The following is an 18,887-nucleotide window of genomic DNA, read 5'->3' on the forward strand; positions in this document are numbered from 1 at the left end:
GAATTTGCTTTACATAGCGCATCGTTGCATCTACTTTGTGCAGAAATACACATAGGAGACAGCGCGATGACACGCATCGGCGCGACACGACAGAGCAGTCTGTCCGGGAATCCGGGCACGGAGCCGCGCCCCGACTGGGACGACCTTCGGTATTTTCTGGAAGTCGCGCGAACGCAGCGGGTCAGTGCCGCGGCGCAGCGTCTGGGCGTCGATCACACGACCGTCTCGCGACGCGTACGGGCGCTGGAGCAGGCACTCGGCACGCTGCTGTTCGACAAGTCGCGCAATGCGGGCTTTGCACTCACGCCGGAAGGTCAGCAACTGCTCGTGTATGCCGAACAGATGGAGACGGCACTGCAATCGGCGTGCGAACAGGTCGCCGGTCTCGGCCAAACGTTGTCGGGCCACGTGCGCATCGGCTCCACGGAGGCCTTCGGCACCTATTTCGTCACGCCCGTACTCTCACGCTTTCAGCGCGAATACCCCGCCATCGATTTCGACGTGTTGCCGGTGCCACGCTTCGTGAGCCTGTCCAAGCGCGAGGCCGATCTGGCCATCACCATCGAGCGCCCGCAACGCGGGCCGTATGTGTGCAGCAAGCTGTGCGACTACCGCTTGCAGTTGTACGCCACGCCCGGCTACCTGGCGCGATACGGCGACGTGAAGACATTTGCGGATCTGGCGGGACGCCGCTTCATCAGCTATGTGGACGAGCTGACGTTCAGCAACGAGTTGCGTTATCTGGAAGACATCGTGCCGGGTTGCAACGTCGTGCTGCGCAGCACCAGCGTCATTGCGCAGTATCAGGCGGCGTTGCAGGGCGAAGCGCTGGCGATTCTGCCGTGCTTCATGGCGGCGCAGGACCCGCGGCTCGCGCCGTTGCTGGTCGACGACGTGGTTGTCACGCGCAGTTTCTGGATCTACTGCCACGAGGAATTGCGCACGCTCAAGCGCATTACGGTGCTGTGGGACTATCTTCGCGACGCGGCGCATCGCAACGACGCGCTGCTGCAAGGCAAGGCGGGGCAACTGCGACTGCACTGAGCCTCTCTTCAGCGGATCTTGCGCTGCTCTTGCTCGATGACAACCGGCACCACGGTGCGCATCGCTTCGATGAAGCGCCGCAGCCGCGCCGGGTAGTACTTCGCGTAAAGATAGATGAGATACATGGGCAAGGCCGCCGAGCGCCACTGCGGCACCAGTTGAATCAGGCGTCCCTGCGAAATGTCTTCGGCCATCACCCACGCGGAAGCCACACCCACGCCCAGCCCCCGCAATGCGGCACTGCGCAATGCAAACAGGTTGTCGGTGCTCATTCGCGGATCGAATGTAATGCGCTCCGATTCGTGCGTCTGCCCATGCGTGAGCGTGAGTTCGGTGCGGTAGAACGTGGTGAGCGCGAGCCACGGCAGCGCCATCAGGTCCGACGGGCGTTGCGGCATCGCGCGTGCGCGCACCAGTTCAGGCGAGGCGACGACGATGCGCGGCACGTCGGTCAGCAGGATCGCGACATTCGACGGATCCTGCAATTCGCCCACGTGAATGGCGCAATCGACGCCCTCGGCGATGAAGTCCGGCTCGCGGTCCTGCAAGAACCAGTGCACCTTTATCTTCGTATGGCGTTCCAGGAAGTCGGCCAGCGGCCCGATCATCATGTCCTGCCCGAACGCATGCGGAACATATACCCGCAGCGTGCCTTCGGGCTCGTCGCCGGTGCCGCGCAAATCGGCTTCGAATGCCTCCCAGCTCGTCACCAGGTCCTTGGCCCGCGCATAGCAACGTTCCCCGTCCTCGGTGAGTTTCATCTGATGCGTGGAGCGCTGAAGCAGCCGCAGGCCGAGCGAGCGCTCCAGCATCTGGAGACGCCGGCTGACGGTCGGTTGCGTGGTGCCGAGCAGCGCGGCGGCCGCCGACAGGCTGCCGGATTCGACGATGCGCACGAAAGTCTGCATCAGTTCGACGCGGTCGGCACCACTGGGGCGCGCCGAGGCGACGCCAACGGCCGGATGAGGGGTATCGGGAGGCTCTGTCATACGTCGTGCGTATAAAGGTTGTACGGATTATAGGTCTACCGCTGCACCGCACCAAGCGAGACACTACGCCCCGTGCCTGGTTACCCCGTCATTGCCGCGCAGGTCTGTCGACATCGACGCTTCGTGACTGCCCGGTAGCGCCAGCTTCCGTACCGATTCTTTTCTGGAGACTCGCTCATGAGTTCCGCTCAGCTTTCCAACACTGCCACGGCCCGACGGCCCCAGCCCGCGCTGTCGGCGCGGCTCATCCTGTTGCTGGCGACCGGCACCGGCCTGACGGTGGCCTCGCTGTATTACGCGCAGCCGATGCTCGGCATCATGACCGACGACATCCACGCGGCCAACACAACCGTCGGCTGGGTGCCGACGCTCACCCAACTCGGCTACGCGCTCGGTATTTTGCTGCTGGTGCCGCTCGGCGACCGCTTCGACCGGCGTCGCATCGTGCTCATCAAGGGCGCGATTCTCACGCTGGCGCTGCTGCTGGCGGCCTTCGCGCCGGGCATCGGCACGCTGCTGGTCGCGAGCCTCGCCATCGGGCTGACGGCGACGATGGCGCAGGACATTGTGCCTGCCGCCGCGACCCTCGCCCCCGAATCGATCCGGGGACGCGTCGTCGGCACCGTCATGACCGGCCTGCTGCTGGGCATTCTGCTCTCGCGGGTCGTTTCGGGCTTCGTCGCGCAGAACTTCGGATGGCGGGCGATGTATGTGGTGGCGGCGATCAGTGTGGCGAGTTTCGGCGTGGTGGCATGGCGCGGTTTGCCGTCGTTCCATCCGACGACGCAATTGTCCTATCGTCAATTGATCGGCTCGGTGGCCGGTTTATGGCGCCGTCACCCGGCACTGCGCCGGGCAGCGTTTGCGCAGGGCCTGCTTTCGGTCGGCTTCAGCGCCTTCTGGTCGACGTTGGCGGTCATGCTCCACGAAGCGCCGTTCCATATGGGGGCGGCCGCGGCCGGTGCGTTCGGTCTGGCCGGTGCAGCCGGCGCCCTCGGCGCGCCGATTGCCGGTCGCATCGCCGACAAGAAGGGGCCCCAGGTCGTGACACGTCTTGGCGCCGCGATGGTCGCCGCCTCGTTCGCTGCCATGCTGTTCGCGCCGATGCTCAGCCCGCATGCGCAGTTGTGGCTGATCGGGCTCGGCGCCATCGGTTTCGATCTCGGGGTGCAGGTCGCGCTGATCTCGCACCAGACCATCGTGTACGGGATCGAGCCCGCCGCACGCAGCCGTCTGAACGCCGTGTTGTTCGTGTGCGTGTTCATCGGCATGTCGCTCGGCTCGGTGCTCGGTTCGCAAGCGCTGGCGCAGTGGGGCTGGACAGGCGTTGCCTCGCTCGCCACCCTCTCGGCACTGGGCGCACTCGCCGTGCGCATGTGGCCGGGGACCGCGTCGGCCCGCTGAATGCCGGCCTGCACGCGTGGTGCGCGGCCGCTCACGCGGCGTTTAGCGAACCACCGTCTTTGCCGCCCCCGCCAGCGCGCGCTCGAACAGGTCGCCGGTGTCGACACCCTCAAGATTGAGCCCGAACGATCCTTCGAGCACCTCGGCCAATTGCGACGCGGACCCGATCTGGGTCTCGACCCGCACGTCGCCAGCCGGCCCCCGCTCGACGAACTTGGTGTCGAACAGCGCGATGCGTCCGCGGGGGCCATCCGGCAGCACCCGGCACGCCATCAGATGGTTGGTGAAGATGGACTCCGGTGCGCTCGACGTGTACCAGTTGCCGAGTTTGTAGTCGATCCACTCGGCCGGTCGCGGCGTAAAGCGATAGGCCGGCAACCATGCCTGTGCCGATTTCACGCTCAGGCGGTACTCGGCGACGACATCGCCATCGGCCGGGCGTACGGGTTCGAGCTGGAAGATTTCGAGCGGTGTCGACTGCTCTTGCGACGTATTCAGACGCAGAGGCGCGGTGAGCGTCACCGAGCCGAATCCCACATCCGCCAGCCATGACTCGCTCTCCAGTTCCACGCGCAGCAACATGTGCGTGAGCGGCGCCTCCACGGTGAAGGTTCGGCCCCACGCGACACGCCCGATCATCGGTGTGACGTCGAACCCAAGATGGGTGAGCGCGTTGGCGAACAACGCGTTCTGCTCGAAACAATAGCCGCCCCGTGCGCCGTCGATCAGTTTGCCGACGACCGACGGCAAGTCGACGGCGACCGGCTTGCCGCGAATCGGGTCGATGTTCTCGAACGGAATGGCCTGTGGATGGAGTGCGTGGATGGCGCGCAAAACGTCGAGCGTGGGCTCGCGCGGACCGGTGTAGCCGATGCGCCGGAAATAGCGTTCGAGATCGAAAGTCTGGGACATACCGGCCTGCCTCTTCAGTCGGTCGATTCGCAGAAGCGAATACGATTATTGAACGGGTCCGTCACCGTCATCTGCTTGCCCCAGTCGAGTTCTTCGATGCCGGGGTTCATGTTCGGATAGCGCTTGCCGGACAAATCGCGCTGATACGCTTCGATGCCGCGCATGAACACGAACGTGGTTGCGCCGGGGCTCGCGTCGCCAAAATGGCCGGACAGATGCAACGTCATCCCCGCACGCGAGACCTGACAGTACAGCGGCATGCCGTCGGCGAAGCGATGCTCCCAATCGACGTGGAAGCCGAGAAAGCCGACGTAGAATTCGCGCGCCCTGGCTTCGTCGAAGATCCGGTGGATCGGTGCGACGGTGTCGAATACGATGCCATCGTCAGCCGCAGAGGCGAGCTTTGCGGCGAGCACGTTCCAGTCCGCAAAGCCGAACTGCGCGGCCACGGCTTCGAGTGCCTGTGCGTGGGAAATGTCGATGCCCTCGCGCGCGAGACGCTCGCGCAGCGACCTGGCCATGACTTTGGCGTCGAGATAGGTTCGCATGTTTGCCATCCTCGATAGCGTTCGGTGGCGACGCATTCGATCAGTGCTCGCGTTGCTGATGCGCGTCGCCTGAGGAACGGGACGGACATGCCCTGCCTGCGATGCTTTCACCATCCCCATGCGGGGGCGAGCGGCAGGCAGCATCGGCCTTGGCGGCAATTCTAGCAGCAATCCGAAGCGCCCCTGAGAGAGGGCCGGAACGACGCTTCGACAGCGCCTGCCAACGTGCCGGCATACCGCCCACCCATCGGCACGCGGGATGCCGGAATGCGATGACCGCGCGCTCAATTCCGCATTGGCCGGGATCGCGACACGCCGGTATAGTGACGCTCGTGCGCCGGCGCGACGCCGTCGGCATCCGCCTTCCGGAGTATGTTTTTCTCATGATCGACGCCGCGCGTATCACGCAGGCGCTGGCCGAGCGCCACGTCACCCCCGACCTGCGTCAACGCGACGCCATTGCCGTGCTCACACGCCTGACGACGCTCGGCGGCGCATCCGCCATCGCACCGTGCGGCGGCGTGTACTGCTACGGCCCGCCGGGACGCGGCAAGAGCCTCGTCGTCGACACCGCGTTCGCCGTCGCGCAATGCGAAAAGCGCCGTGTCCATTTCCACGAATTTCTGCGCGACATACACCGGCAACTCGTACGTGAGCCAAAGTGCGACGACCGGCTTGCCGCCGTGGCGAATCGCTGGCTCGATGCCGTCGAACTGCTCTGTTTCGACGAGTTCCACGTTCACGACATCGCCGACGCCTTTCTCGTCGGACGCTTTCTCGACATCGCCCTGGCACGCGGCGTCCGGCTGGTGCTGACGTCGAACTATGCGCCGCAGCAGTTACTGCCCGATCCCGAGTTTCACGAACGCTTCGAGCCGACCATTGCGCTTATCCTGCAACGCTTCGCCATCGTCCATTTCGACGGCGAAACCGATTACCGGATGGGCGGCGAGGCGGCGGAGATCGCCCGCTGGCTGTCGCCGTTGGAAGCAGCGCGCGACATCCTTCCCGCGCGCTACACCGAGTGGGAAGGATGTCCGCCCGCCGAGCCTTCGGAAGTGAGCGTGGCAGGCCGGGCGCTCGCCGTACGAAGTGCAGGTCGCCACGTGCTGTGGGCCGATTTCGATGCACTGTGCGTGGCGCATCGGTCGCATCTGGACTATCTCGGACTGGCGGAGCAATGGCAGACGCTGATCGTGGACGACCTGCACGTGGAGCGACTGCGTCGCCCCGATACGCTGCAACGCTTTCTCTGGCTCATCGACATAGCCTATGACCGGCAGCGCACGCTGCTGATCGCATCCGACGCGCCCCTCATCCCGGCGCTCGACGCCCTGAGCGACTGGCGCGACCTGTCGCGCACGATCAGCCGCCTCGCGGAGATGGGCTCGCGCGAATACGAGCGGCGCACGCGCCGTTAAACGGTGCTGGGATCCAGCTTTTCCGGATCGATACCGTACTTGCGGATCGCTTCGCCCACGCGCCCGCGCGGCACCATGCCGGCATCCGCCAACGCACCCAGCGCCGCCAGCACAATAAAGTGGCGATCCACTTCGAAGTACTTGCGCAGCGATTCTCGCGTATCCGAGCAGCCGAAGCCGTCAGTGCCCAGCGTGACGAAGCGGCGGTCTCGCACGAACGGACGAATCTGATCGCCGACGATTTTCATGTAGTCCGTGGCGACGACGAGCGGGCCTTTGCGGTCCGCCAGACATTGCTGGGCATACGGCACGCGCGGCGTCCGATCCGGATGCAGCAGATTCCAGCGCTCGGCGGCCAGCCCTTCGCGGCGCACTTCGGTAAGACTCGTCGCGCTCCAGATGTCGCTCTGCACGCCAAAGTCGTCGCGAAGCAGCGCGCTGGCGGCGATCACCTCCCGCAGAATCGCGCCGCTGCCCATTAGCTGCACGCGGGGCGCATCGGCGGGCGTGGGCTCACCTTCGCGCAACAGATACAGCCCCTTCAGAATGCCCGCCTGCGCACCCTCCGGCATTGCCGGGTGCGTGTAGTTTTCGTTGAGCAGCGTGACGTAGTAGTAGACGTCTTCATTGTCGCCGTACATGCGCTGCATGCCGTTCTGGAGAATTACCGCCAGTTCGTACTGGAATGTAGGGTCGTACGCCACGCAGTTCGGAATGACCGATGCCAGTACGTGACTGTGCCCGTCGTCGTGTTGCAGCCCTTCGCCCATGAGCGTGGTGCGCCCGGACGTGGCGCCCAGCATGAAGCCGCGCGTGCGCGCGTCGCCTGCCGCCCATGCGAGATCGCCCACCCGTTGCAGGCCGAACATCGAATAGAAGATGTAGAACGGAATGGTGGCGAAGTCATGGGTGCTGTACGACGTACCCGCCGCGATCCACGACGCCATCGCGCCCGACTCGTTGATGCCTTCTTGCAGAATCTGCCCGTCGAGCGCTTCCCTGTAGTAACTGAGCTGCCCGGCGTCCTGTGGCGTATAGCGCTGGCCGAGATACGAGTGGATGCCGATCTGGCGGAACAGCGGCTCCATGCCGAACGTGCGCGATTCGTCCGGCACGATGGGGACCACGCGCTGACCGATCTCGGGATCCTTGAGCAGCGCCGTGAGAATGCGCACGAACGCCATCGTCGTGGACAACTCGCGCTCGCCGGTGTCCTTCAATTGCGCGGCGAAGGTGCTCAGCGGGGGGATGGCCAGCGGCGCGCGCAAGCCGAAGCGCGCCGGCTGGTGCCCGCCCAGCGCTGCGCGACGCGCGGCAAGGTAGCGGCCTTCCGGGCTGTCGGGATCGGGGCGCAGATACGGCATCTCCGGCAACTGCGCGTCGGTCACGGGCAGGTCGAAGCGGTCGCGGAAAGCGCGTACGGCGTCGGCGCTCATCTTCTTCAATTGATGGTTGACGTTCTGCCCTTCGCCCGCTTCGCCCATGCCGAAGCCCTTCACGGTCTTGGCGAGAATCACACTCGGGCGCCCCTGCGTCTTCATCGCCTGCGCGTAGGCGGCGTAGACCTTCAGCGCATCGTGGCCGCCGCGTGCGAGTTGCCAGATCTCGTCGTCGCTCAGGTGCGCGACCATCGCCAGCAGCTCGGGGGACGTGCCGAAGAAATGTTCGCGCACGTAAGCGCCGTTCTGCGACTTGAACGTCTGGTAGTCGCCGTCGACGCACGCCATCATCCGCTCGCGCAGCAGGCCGTGAACGTCCTTTTCCAGCAACGCATCCCAGCCGCTGCCCCAGATCACCTTGATGACGTTCCAGCCCGCCGCGCGAAAGGTGCCCTCCAGTTCCTGAATGACCTTGCCGTTGCCGCGCACCGGGCCGTCCAGACGTTGCAGGTTGCAGTTGACGACGAAGATCAGATTGTCCAGACGCTCGCGCCCGCCCAGGGAAATCGCGGCAAGCGATTCCGGTTGATCCATTTCGCCGTCGCCGAGGAAGGCCCAGACCTTGCGGCCCTGATGCGGCTTGAGGCCGCGGTATTCGAGATAGCGCATGAAACGCGCCTGATACGCGGCAGTGATTGGGCCGAGACCCATCGACACCGTGGGAAATTGCCAGAAGTCCGGCATCAGACGCGGGTGCGGATAGGACGAGATGCCGTCGCGTCCCGCTTCGCGACGATAGTTGTCGAGCTGCGCGCCGGTGATGCGTCCTTCGACATAGGCCCTCGCATAGATGCCGGGCGCGGAGTGCCCCTGCACGTAGATCATGTCGCCGTCGAACGTATCGGTGCGGCCACGGAAGAAGTGATCGAAGCCCACGTCGTAGAGCACGGCCGCAGACTGATACGTCGCGATGTGGCCGCCCACGTTCGAATGCCTGCCCGCACGCAGCACCATCACCATCGCGTTCCAGCGAATGAACGCGTTGAGCCGGCGCTCGACGGCGAGATCGCCCGGATAGGCGCTCTGGCGCGAGGGCGGGATCGTGTTGACGTAATCGGTCGTCACACGCGCGTGGAAGTCGCCGTGCCGTGCGAAATCCCATGCAGCGAGCCGGTCGATCAGGAAGTGCGCGCGCGAACGGCCTTCGACGCAGGTGACGCCTTCGAGCGCATCGAGCCACTCTCGCGTTTCCTGAATATCGGTATCGGCGGATGCCACCACGGGCAGTTGAGTCATGACAGGTCTCCTTGAAGATCACGAAGGGTGCGATCGCCAACAATGTCGACAAACATCCATACGATGAATTGCATTTGCAATCGTAATGCCGGCCATTCTAACGATGTACAATTGCAACTGCAACTCACCCATGGAAACGACAAGGACATTCATGAGCTCGCTTGAACCCGATCTCTGGTTTTCCTTCGTGCGCGCACATCGCACGATGATCCGCGAGATCGAGCGCCGCCTGGCTGCCGCCGGTCTGCCCGCCTATGCCTGGTACGACACCCTGTGGGGCCTCGAGAGCGGTCCGCAAGGCACCCGCCGCATGCACGAACTGGCCGACGTGCTCGCCATCGAGCGCTACAACCTGACGCGCCTGATCGACCGGCTGGAGCAGGAAGGACTCGTCACGCGCATGCGCGACCCGGACGACGGTCGCGCGGCCTACGCGACCATTACCGACAAGGGACGCGCGCTTCGCAAGAAGATGTGGAAGGTCTACCAGTCCACCGTCGCGGAATTGTTTCTCAGTCAGTTTCGCGAGAAAGATGTCGCACCGGTGGCCGAGGCGCTCGACCGCGCCAGTACGGCGGCGCGCGAGTTTCTGCTCGAGACGAAGCAGCGCTGAGGCAGGCCCCGGCAAGGGGGAGCGGCGATGCGCCCCCCTTTTGCGCCCTGCCGATCCTGCGCGATGCATGGCGCGATCCGCGGCATGCCCCGCGCGATTGCGCACCGTCAAACCACGCCATAGCGACGTGTCGCTTCGGCGATACGCTCGCGCGGCAGTACGCCGTCGCTCACCAGCAACCGCAACGCATTCAGGACGATCCAGCGCACGCCCGGCGTGTCGCCGGATTTGAGGCTCTCACCGCCCTCGTCCTTCCCGCCCAGCGCATCGGTATCGTCGCTGCCCAGCGCCGCGAACCGTGCCGGGACGAACGCGCCGATCTGATTGGCGATGTGACGCGCATAGCCTGTCACGGCAAGCACCGGCGCTCGCCCGTCACCGAGGCATCGCATCACGTGGGGCACGCGCGCCGTGCTCTCGCCATGCAGCATCGCCATGCGCCCGGCATCGCCCGCCTCGCGTGCCAGACGCGTGTAGCTCGGACAACTCCACACTTCACACGCCACGCCCCAATCGAGTTGCAACCATCGTGCGGCTTCGAGCACATTCGCCAGCGCCCGGCCCGCGCCGCACAGACGAATCACATAAGGGGGATGCGTGCCGGGCAGCGCCCTCAGACGGTACATGCCACGAAAGGCATCGTGCGCATCGGCGGGACCGAGCGGCGGTCCCTCGATGGAGGGCACGTCGTGCGCGCTCAGATAGCAGAAACCGGATTCGCCCTGGACGTACAAGGCATCGAGCGCCGCGCATAGCAAGGCATGCAGCTCCTGCGCGGACGCCGGATCGTAGGGCAGCCATTCCGGTTGCGCCGCCAGCCACAGCGGCAACTCGGGACGCACGCGCTTGAGCCTGTCGGGCGACCAGAGGGCGGCGTCGTTCAGGAAGATGCCGCGCCTGAGTGTGCCAGCCGGTTCGCGGCGGCCCCGAAGCGTGGCCACATCGGCTGCATCGTTTGCGTTGTTCACATTGTTCGGCGCGGCCTCGATCCCCGCGCCGAGTCCCATCGCTTCGACGCCTGCCGTCAATACGCCACGCAACGTCGGCGAGTGCAGCAGATACAGCAACGGCCGCTCCCGGGCCGGCGACGGCTGAAACCACGTGGCGACGGCGCTCGGCAGCGACGCGCGCCTGCTTCGGCGTGGGCGTGCCGACGACCGGGGCGCGGCCTCGGCAACCGCCGAATCCACGATCCACACATGATCGGACATCTCGCCTTCGGCGAGCACGTTCGCGATATGAGTCAGGGCGTCCAGCGGCGACCTTGCATCGCCCGCCCCCCCCCGTCCCTCCCACGCCATCCACGCCATCCACGCCTCCCCCTGAGTTCCGGGAAGCCATCAGCCTGCCGATGCAAGCGAGCGCCGCCTGCCGCGTGGCGCCTTGCACCGCCGCAGCATTGCGACCCGCCGGGTTCGTGTCAGCCATTCCCCTCATCGCCGCTCCTTTGTGTCCGCTCTTGTTTCGTCGCGACTTGTGATTCGCCGCAAAAACTCATACGATTGCAATTGCAATCATTGTATTTGCAATCGCAAATGCGAACAACACCTGAGGAAAGAACATGAAGCCGACGCCCGCAACCACGCCGCCGCTCACCTTCTACACCGCCGACACTCCCAACGGCCTGAAAGTCAGCCTGTACCTGCATGAAGCCAATCTGGCGCACACGCAGATCAACGTCGACCTGTCTGCCGGCGAACAGAAACAGCCGGCGTTCCTGGAACGCAACCCTAACGGCAAGATTCCGGTCGTCGTCGATCACGAACGGGATCTGACAATCTTCGAATCGGGCGCGATCCTGACGTATCTCGCGATGCGCACCGGTGTTCTGCAACCGATGTCGCAAACGCAGGCCATCGCCGTGAATCAATGGCTCCATTTCCAGATTGGCGGTATCGGGCCAATGCTCGGGCAGCTGTGGTGGTTTCTGCACGGCTCGAAGACAGCCAACACGGAAGCCATCGCGCGGTATCGCAAGGAGTCGCTGCGACTGATCGACGTGGTCGATACGCGACTGGCGCGCTCGGCGTATCTCGCGACGGACGACTATTCGATTGCCGACATCGCCGCCTTCGCGTGGTTGCGCACCCACGACGAGCTGAATCTCGATCTGACGCCCTTCCCTCATGTGCGCCGGTGGCTTGCACAGATCGACGCGCGTCCGGCGGTGCAGGCGGCGATTGTCGCGAACCGCGGCGAGATGGTCCAACCGGAGGCCTGATGCGATGGCGTGGATCTATCTGCTGCTCGCGGCCGCGCTGGAGATCGCGATGGGGCTGGCGCTAAAGTTCAACGACGGCTGGACGCGGCTCGTGCCGAGTGCCGTCGCCATCGCCGCGGCGCTGGCCAGCATCTATCTGCTCGCGCTGGCATTGCGCGCGTTGCCGGTCGGCATGGCCTACGCCATCTGGACAGGTATCGGAACGGTCGGACTTGTGCTTGCGGGCGCGCTCTGGTTCGGCGATTCGCTGCCGTGGAGCCGCATCGGCTTTCTGATGCTGACGATCGTCGGCATCGCAGGGTTGCGATTTTCCGAGAGCGGCGGGGCGTAAGCCTCGTGCGGGGGCGGCGACATGCGGCCCGCCTTTGTCTCGCTTCCGTCTCGCTTCCCCGTATCGCTTCCGTATTGCTTCCGTCCCGTTTATCGGGCTTTTGCCGTTTTACCGCATGGAATGGCCCGCGGTTCGCGTGTCTTTCCCTTCCTTTCATCAATTCGTCACTACTCCGACGAATACTTGGCGGCTTCGAACAAGTTCCAAAGAGGACATCGGAGTCTATGAAACCCATCGCCATTCTGGCGGGCGTCATCGCGCTCTTCGCCGAGCAGCACGCCATCGCCGCCAATTTCCATATCGCCGACGGACAAACGTCGAACACGGCGCAGACACTCTCGGGCGCTCAGACCGGCGCCATCGACAAGGGCGGCACGCTGTCGGTCGGCGGCAGCACCGTCGGCATCTCCGTGACGGGCAACGCCACGCTGGTCAACAACGGCACACTCAACATGACGGGCACCGGCCGCGCAATTCGCGACAACACCGGTGGTCTGACGCTGACAGTGACGAACGGCGCCGGCGCGAGCATGACCACGTTCGACGCCGACGTGATTCAGATGAACAAGGCGAACAGCAACGTCATCTTCAACAACTACGGCACACTCACGTCGACCAACACGTCCGCGGGCGGCAGTCAGGCCATCGACTTCAACGCGATCGCCACGGGCACCAACGTGCTGAACAACTTCGCCGGCGGCATCATTCAGGCAAACGAAGCGGATGCCGTGCGCCCCGGGGTGAACGGTGTGGTCAACAACGCGGGCATCATCCGCTCGACCAACAACCCCGGCAGCACGAGCAGCAGCGACGGTATCGATGCGCAGGCGAACAGCGGCATTACGGTGATCAATACGGGCACCGGTCTGATTCAGGGTGCGCGGCATGGCATAACCGGCGGTGTGGACACGACGACCGACGGCACATTCAGGCTCTCCGTCACGAATCAGGCCGGCGGCACGATTCAGGGCACGAACGGCTCCGGCATCAATATCGACGGCTTCAACGCCAAGGAGGTCGTTACGATCGTCAACGCAGGCACCATCGTCGGCAACGGCGTGACGGGCGACGGCGACGGCGTGGACGTGGACGGCATCGTCAACATCACGAACACCGGTGTGATTCGTGGCGCCCGGGCCAACAACGACGTCAGCGAGGGCATCACGGTCGGGGGCGGCACCATCGTCAACAGCGGCACCATCGTCGGGGAGAACACCGCCGGCGGCATCGGGCGCGGCATTACGCTCGCCGGCGTCGACAAGGATCCGGTCTCGGGCTTGTCCATTGCGCCGCAGGGCATCTACGCGAATTCGACCATCGTCAACAGCGGCCTCATTCGCGGTCAAAGCGATTCGGCCATCGCGGTGACGGGGGCACGCAACGCCTTTACGGTCACGGTCGTCAATCAGGCGGGCGGCATTCTCGAGGGTGGCGGCGCGACGGCCGCCGTCGTCAACACCGGCGCGAGCGACGCAACGGTCGTCAACTACGGCACGATCACCGCCGATCGGAGCGGCAAGGCCGTGGATCTGGGCAGCGGCAACAGCAGCCTCCAGATTCTGGGCGGCTCGGCCGTGGTGAACGGCGACATCTCTGGCGGCACGGGCACCAGTACGTTGACGATCGCACCGGGCGCGGGCAACGCGTTCCGCTACAACGGCGCGATCTCGAACTTCTCGGCGGTCTCGCTGGGCGCGGGCACGATCACGCTGAACGGCGCCAGCACCTATGCGGGGGCGACGTCGATTGCGAGCGGGGCGACGGTCGTGATGGGCGACGCGGCGCATCGAAGCGCGACGCTGGGCAGCGGCATGACGAGCGTCGCCCCGGGTGCGACGCTCGGCGGCTACGGCGGCGTGCTGGGCAGCGTAACGAACGCCGGCATGATCGCGGTCGGGAGCGCCTCGCCCGGCGCGGTGGCGGGCAGTCTGGGAACGTTCACCATTGCCGGCAATTACGTGGGCAACAATGGCACGGCGCTGATGGGCGCGAGCATCGGAGCCGACGGCTCGGTGGCCTCCGACAAGCTCGTCATCAATGGCAATGCGAGCGGCACGACGTTCCTGCAGTTGAAGGTTTCAGGCGCTGGCGCGCCGACGCCGGGAAGCGGCATCGAACTGGTACAGGTCAACGGCACGGCATCGGATGGCGCGTTCAAGCTGGCCTCGCCGATTCAGGCGGGGGCGTATCAGTATCTGCTTCGCAAGGTCGGGCCGGTGGGCGGCGATCCGAGCTGGTTCCTGTCGACGTCGTATGCCTCGGGGGCGGCCGCCTATCGCGCCGCAACCGTCGCGTATGCGATGACACCGCAGTTGAACGCCGATTTCGGCTTCACGATGCTGGGCCGCATGCAGGAGCGGTTGGGCAGTGTGCGCACGAATGGCGGCGTGGGCGGTGTGGGCGGCGATGCATCGAACAGCGTCTGGGGACGCCTGTACGGCAAAACGATGGATGCCAGCCTGTCGGGCCGCTTCGGTGCCGATGAGCGCATGTTTGCGGCCCAGTTCGGGCGCGACTGGCGGCTGAACACGGACGCGTCCGGCATGGGGGGCAGCATGCTGGCGGGCGTGACGGCAACGTTCGGGACGGCGTCGGCATCGTTTTCCGACAGTGCCCGCACGCAGGACCCGGCACTCTCGTCAGCCACCGGGTCGGTGACGATGCAGGCGCAGTCGGTGGGTGCTTACTGGACGCGGATCCTACCGCAAGGGGCGTTCATCGACGTGACGACGCAGCTCTCGCACTACCGCAATAAGTACAGCGACGTGACGGGCGTTGGGGCGACGCAGAATGGCTTCGGTGCGGCGCTCTCGGGCGAGATCGGTCACAGGTTCGCCATCCTTGACTCCGGCTTCACCATCGAGCCGCAGGTGCAGTTGGCGTATCAGTATCTGCATCTGAACGGGTTCAGCGATAGCGTGTCGCCGGTCTCGGGCAATACGACGAATGCACTGCGCGGACGTATCGGCGTCAAGCTCAATACGCCGGATCTGGGCAATGCGGCGGGTATCGGATCGGCGTCGCCGTATGTGTCGGTCGACGTGATCCATGACTTCCTGTCGCCGGGCGCGACGAACGTGGGTGGCGCCACGTTCGACAGCAGTCTGGCGAAAACATGGTACGAACTCGGCGCGGGCGTGGAAGCGGCCCTGGGACGTGCTTCGTCACTGTATGCTGGCGTGAAATACGCGCGGAACATCGGTGGGGACTACCGTCGCAACATTTACGGGCAAGCGGGCTTCCGGTATCGGTGGTGATGTGAGGGGCAATGCCAAATGCGCACCGTTGGAGAATATGCTCTTGTTAGCGAACCGCCCCTGCCTTTCTGGCGGGGCCGTTCGATGCGCTCTCCTTGCCGATCACACCGCCACAGGTGCCTCGAAGCGAGCTGCCGTCCCACTCGATGTGGTTTTGCGCGCGAATGTCGCTTGACGGGCATGCCATGAAATGGATGGGCGCGGCGTTATTCGGCGCCGACTGCGTGTCGGTGCCTCCCGGCATGATCGACGGCGTCCCGCTGGGATAGGCCGTTTTCACGCCGCAGAGCGAGTCCTTCAGCGTTCCGCTACTGGCGTCGACCTGACTGGCGCCGGACAGGGTTGTGAAGCAGTAGCGCACGGCCACCGGGTAGTTGCACGTATTGGTGAAGCTCACCGAGTACTTCGTGCGTTTGAGGCTGACGCACTGGTTGACGGCGGGCACCGTCGGATCGAGGCCGAAGTTCGAGGCGGGGGACGTGTTCGACGGTCCTGAAGATGCACGCATGTCGGCGGGCTGGGCGGTGCCTTGCATGGCACTGCCCAGTGCCGCAAGTTGCGCTGCGTTCTTGCCGCCGCCGGCGGCGACGCCCTGCATGGCCGCACCGACGAGGGCAAGCGCGGAGCCGACCCCGGAGGACGACTCGCTTTCTTGAGCCGTATAGACGGTGCTGGCGTTCTTGCCGTCGGCGTAGGTTCGTACGCTGTAGTTGTTCGTTTCGGAGCCTGTGACGATATTGCCGCGAGAAAAGCGCCCGGCGCGGGTGACCGGGCCGCCGTTGAACTTCTCGGCGTTCATCCACATCTCGCCCATGCCATCGCGGAGACCGGCCTTCATCTCGCCTTCATAGCGCAGCATCAGGGTAGAGCCGCCGTAGCCGAGCAGCGTACCGGACCCGCTCGTCAGACCGCCCTCGCATTCGCCGGACCAGGTGTAACGCTCCCAAACGCCGTACACCCCACAGTCCGGACGATTCTCCAGCGCAACCAGCGCGCCGCCCTTATGCGTCGGACCAGGCAGTCCGCAGCCGGCCAGCAGCGAAGCAAGCCCCGCCGCGATGAATTGAAGTCGTTGCGCGTGAGCCTTGATCATACGTGCCCCCCGAAGTGCCGGATTTATGTGTCGAGGGATTTTAGGAGGCGATCGGAGGCGGAGGTATCGTTCATTTGAAGGATGGCGTTGGGCTTGTGCGGGAGCAGCCCAGTCGGCCCCACATTGCGACTCGACTTCACGAAGCTATGCTAAACTTCTCGACTCAGTGCGCCAGAGCGGGCGTCGTATAATGGTAATACCCTAGCTTCCCAAGCTAGAGCCGTGGGTTCGATTCCCATCGCCCGCTCCAAAGAATTCCCGAAGAAGCCGTCCTCGTGACGGCTTTTTTGTTTTCCGGTGCGGCGCTCCGTCGTCGCGCCCTCCGCCCTCCTCCCAAACCCACAACCGGCACCCGGTTATTTGAACGTCCGGTCAAAAAATCACCTATAGTCACGCCATCGGATCGGTGCGCCGTGCGCATCGCTATTTCCATTCCTCCAGACCGGCGAGGCGCATCATGAGCGGACGACCCAGAGAATTCGACGACGCTGCCGTCATCGACGCCGCGATGGATGCATTCTGGACGCATGGCTATGAAGGCACGTCCGCGCAAACGCTCGTCGAATGTACCGGCCTCGGCCGCGGCAGCCTCTACAACGCCTTCGGCAGCAAGCTCAACCTCTATCACGAAGCCCTGGAGCGCTACCAGACGCTCGGCCTTCAGAAGCAAGCCGATATTCTCAATGCGCCCGGTCTCGTCAAGGACCGGCTGCGCACCCTCATGCAATCGGGCATCGACGAAGAGCTCGACCCTGCCCGGCAGCGCGGCTGCATGTCGCTTTTCGCCGCCTTCGAGCGCGGCGCCAAGGACGAGAAAGTCCGGCAAATCAGTCAGGCTTACTTCACCCGCATCGAACAGGTGCTCGTCCATCTGATCGCCGTCGGTCAACACAGCGGCGAACTCGCCACCGAACGCTCACCCGTCGTCGTCGCCCGTACATTCCTGTCAAGCTACTACGGACTGCGCGCGCTCGGACGCACCGTCTGCGACCGTGCTTTCCTCGAAGGCATCATGGAAGGCACCCTCGATCAGCTCTGACGTGTGCCCGCCCGGCACAACGCCCCACTGCATTCCTTCTCGCGCAACCCGTCACCCCAAACACCTGACAACCTTATCCACCCCCTCGCGGGCGACGTTCTTGTCCGCAAATATGGAACGATCATTAAAGTTATGACGCAAAAATCGACAATGCCACCCGTCGTCTACCTGTTGGGACTCACTGTCTTCGCCATGACGACAGCGGAATTCATGGTCGCCGGGATGATGCCCGCGCTCGCCCATGCGATGCACGTCGGCATCGGCGACATCGGGAACCTGATTTCGCTCTATGCGCTCGGCATGACCATCGGCGGTCCGGTACTCACCGCCCTGCTGCTCGCATTGCGCACGCTGCACAAGCGTGCCCTCGTCTGGCTGTTGACGATCAATGTCGCGGGCGGCGTGCTTGCCGCGATGTCGACCCGCTACGAAGTGATGGCGCTCGCGCGAATCATCATGGGCGTGGCGAGTTCGGCGACCTTCGGTGTGGCGCTCACGCTCTGCGCCGATCTCGTCGCGCCGTCGGTTCGGGGGCGGGCCGCGTCGTTCGTACTCGGCGGCCTGATGTTCTCGCCGGTGGTCGGCGTGCCGCTCACGGCCTTCATCGAGCAACACTACGGCTGGCGCGCGAGCTTCTGGCTCGTTGCCGTGCTCGCCGCGCTTTGCACGGTGGCGGTCGCGCTTTGGGCGCCGAAACGCGAGGCGCATGATAAGGACGTCATCAGCCTGTCGGCGGAATTTCGCTCGCTGCTGAATCGCCCGCTGTGGGCCGCCTTCGCGACAAGCGGTTTGATTATCGGCGCGACATTTGCCGCGTTCAGCTACTTCTCGCCGATCTTTCTGAATGTCGCGGGCATCTCGGCGGCATCGATTCCGAATCTGCTTGCGATGTACGGCATCGCCAACATCGTCGGTAACGCCGTGGTCGGACGGTTCGCGGACCGCCATACGCTGACAGTCCTCGTAGTGGGTTTGTCAGTGCTTGCACTCGCGCTCATCAGCTTTGCGCTTTGGGCGCAGTTGACACCGGTCGGTATCGCCGCGTTCGCCGCCATCGGGCTCACGGGGGTCTCGCTCAATCCGGCCATGGTGGCACGCGTGATGCGCACCGCCGCCCCGGGTCCGCTGGTCAATACGATGCACACGTCGGTGATCACGGCGGGCCTCGCCTTCGGAACGTGGGCCGGGGGCGCCGCTATCGACGCCGGCTACAGCATGCGCGCGCCGCTGTGGATCGGCGCCGCGATGGCAGCCGCGGGTCTTGCCAGTTTGTTGCCCTACCTGCGCTCGGGTCTTGCCCAAGCGCCCGAGACGGTTTGCTCGACGTCCTGATTCGACGG

The 18,887-nt window shown here is 64.7% G+C and carries 15 protein-coding genes and 1 tRNA gene; 10 read left to right on the forward strand and 6 right to left on the reverse strand.

The window, feature by feature from the left end:
• Positions 1-66: 66 nt before the first annotated feature.
• Positions 67-1,044: a LysR family transcriptional regulator gene (locus AB870_RS19080; protein ID WP_237169990.1), complete on the forward strand. Its 978-nt coding sequence runs from the start codon at positions 67-69 to the stop codon at positions 1,042-1,044.
• Between the two features lie 8 nt (positions 1,045-1,052).
• On the opposite strand, the gene AB870_RS19085 is transcribed toward AB870_RS19080, so the two are convergent.
• Positions 1,053-2,033 (reverse strand): LysR family transcriptional regulator, encoded by a 981-nt coding sequence (locus tag AB870_RS19085; protein ID WP_084663889.1) that lies wholly within the window; start codon positions 2,031-2,033, stop codon positions 1,053-1,055.
• A gap of 177 nt (positions 2,034-2,210) precedes the next feature.
• Between AB870_RS19085 and AB870_RS19090 the strand changes: the two genes are divergently transcribed.
• Positions 2,211-3,437 (forward strand): MFS transporter, encoded by a 1,227-nt coding sequence (locus tag AB870_RS19090; RefSeq protein WP_047905900.1) that lies wholly within the window; start codon positions 2,211-2,213, stop codon positions 3,435-3,437.
• Between the two features lie 42 nt (positions 3,438-3,479).
• Here AB870_RS19090 and AB870_RS19095 read toward each other — a convergent pair whose 3' ends face one another.
• Positions 3,480-4,349: an arylamine N-acetyltransferase family protein gene (locus tag AB870_RS19095; RefSeq protein ID WP_047905901.1), complete on the reverse strand. Its 870-nt coding sequence runs from the start codon at positions 4,347-4,349 to the stop codon at positions 3,480-3,482.
• Positions 4,350-4,363: 14 nt separating this feature from the next.
• Positions 4,364-4,897 (reverse strand): glyoxalase superfamily protein, encoded by a 534-nt coding sequence (locus tag AB870_RS19100; RefSeq protein ID WP_047908440.1) that lies wholly within the window; start codon positions 4,895-4,897, stop codon positions 4,364-4,366.
• A 383-nt stretch (positions 4,898-5,280) separates the two neighbouring features.
• On the opposite strand from AB870_RS19100, the gene zapE reads away from it, so the two are divergent.
• Entirely contained in the window at positions 5,281-6,318 is a 1,038-nt protein-coding gene (gene zapE, locus AB870_RS19105) for a cell division protein ZapE (protein WP_047908441.1), read from the forward strand.
• On the opposite strand, the gene aceE is transcribed toward zapE, so the two are convergent.
• On the reverse strand, positions 6,315-8,993 hold the full coding sequence (aceE, locus tag AB870_RS19110) for a pyruvate dehydrogenase (acetyl-transferring), homodimeric type (RefSeq protein ID WP_047905902.1): 2,679 nt from the start codon (positions 8,991-8,993) through the stop codon (positions 6,315-6,317). The genes zapE and aceE overlap by 4 nt on opposite strands.
• 151 nt (positions 8,994-9,144) lie before the next feature.
• On the opposite strand from aceE, the gene AB870_RS19115 reads away from it, so the two are divergent.
• Positions 9,145-9,606, forward strand: a complete 462-nt coding sequence (locus tag AB870_RS19115; protein WP_047908442.1) for a MarR family winged helix-turn-helix transcriptional regulator — start codon at positions 9,145-9,147, stop codon at positions 9,604-9,606.
• A gap of 107 nt (positions 9,607-9,713) precedes the next feature.
• Here AB870_RS19115 and AB870_RS19120 read toward each other — a convergent pair whose 3' ends face one another.
• Complete coding sequence (locus AB870_RS19120) at positions 9,714-10,916, reverse strand: transketolase-like TK C-terminal-containing protein (protein ID WP_064674873.1); 1,203 nt, start codon at positions 10,914-10,916, stop codon at positions 9,714-9,716.
• Between the two features lie 251 nt (positions 10,917-11,167).
• Here AB870_RS19120 and AB870_RS19125 point away from each other — a divergent pair, with 251 nt between their 5' ends.
• The 3 genes from AB870_RS19125 to AB870_RS19135 all read left to right on the forward strand — a co-directional run bounded on the left by AB870_RS19125 (position 11,168) and on the right by AB870_RS19135 (position 15,415).
• Entirely contained in the window at positions 11,168-11,827 is a 660-nt protein-coding gene (locus AB870_RS19125; protein ID WP_047905903.1) for a glutathione S-transferase family protein, read from the forward strand.
• Between the two features lie 4 nt (positions 11,828-11,831).
• The gene (locus tag AB870_RS19130) at positions 11,832-12,158 is read left to right on the forward strand and encodes a DMT family transporter (RefSeq protein WP_047905904.1); all 327 of its coding nucleotides are present in this window, start codon (positions 11,832-11,834) and stop codon (positions 12,156-12,158) included.
• A gap of 224 nt (positions 12,159-12,382) precedes the next feature.
• Positions 12,383-15,415 carry an autotransporter family protein gene (locus AB870_RS19135; protein WP_047905905.1) on the forward strand — a complete coding sequence of 1,011 codons (3,033 nt, stop codon included), beginning with the start codon at positions 12,383-12,385 and terminating at the stop codon, positions 15,413-15,415.
• 46 nt (positions 15,416-15,461) lie between these two features.
• Here AB870_RS19135 and AB870_RS19140 read toward each other — a convergent pair whose 3' ends face one another.
• Positions 15,462-16,508 (reverse strand): hypothetical protein, encoded by a 1,047-nt coding sequence (locus AB870_RS19140; protein ID WP_047905906.1) that lies wholly within the window; start codon positions 16,506-16,508, stop codon positions 15,462-15,464.
• Positions 16,509-16,684: 176 nt separating this feature from the next.
• Between AB870_RS19140 and AB870_RS19145 the strand changes: the two genes are divergently transcribed.
• From AB870_RS19145 to AB870_RS19155, 3 genes are all read left to right on the forward strand, one after another.
• Positions 16,685-16,758: transfer RNA gene (locus AB870_RS19145), tRNA-Gly, on the forward strand.
• Between the two features lie 207 nt (positions 16,759-16,965).
• On the forward strand, positions 16,966-17,547 hold the full coding sequence (locus AB870_RS19150) for a TetR/AcrR family transcriptional regulator (protein ID WP_047905907.1): 582 nt from the start codon (positions 16,966-16,968) through the stop codon (positions 17,545-17,547).
• A 132-nt stretch (positions 17,548-17,679) separates the two neighbouring features.
• Positions 17,680-18,879, forward strand: coding sequence for an MFS transporter (locus AB870_RS19155; protein ID WP_047905908.1), 1,200 nt, complete (start codon positions 17,680-17,682; stop codon positions 18,877-18,879).
• The last annotated feature ends 8 nt before the right edge of the window (positions 18,880-18,887 follow it).

Origin of the sequence: Pandoraea faecigallinarum (genome assembly GCF_001029105.3) — a bacterium.
Lineage (GTDB): Bacteria > Pseudomonadota > Gammaproteobacteria > Burkholderiales > Burkholderiaceae > Pandoraea > Pandoraea faecigallinarum.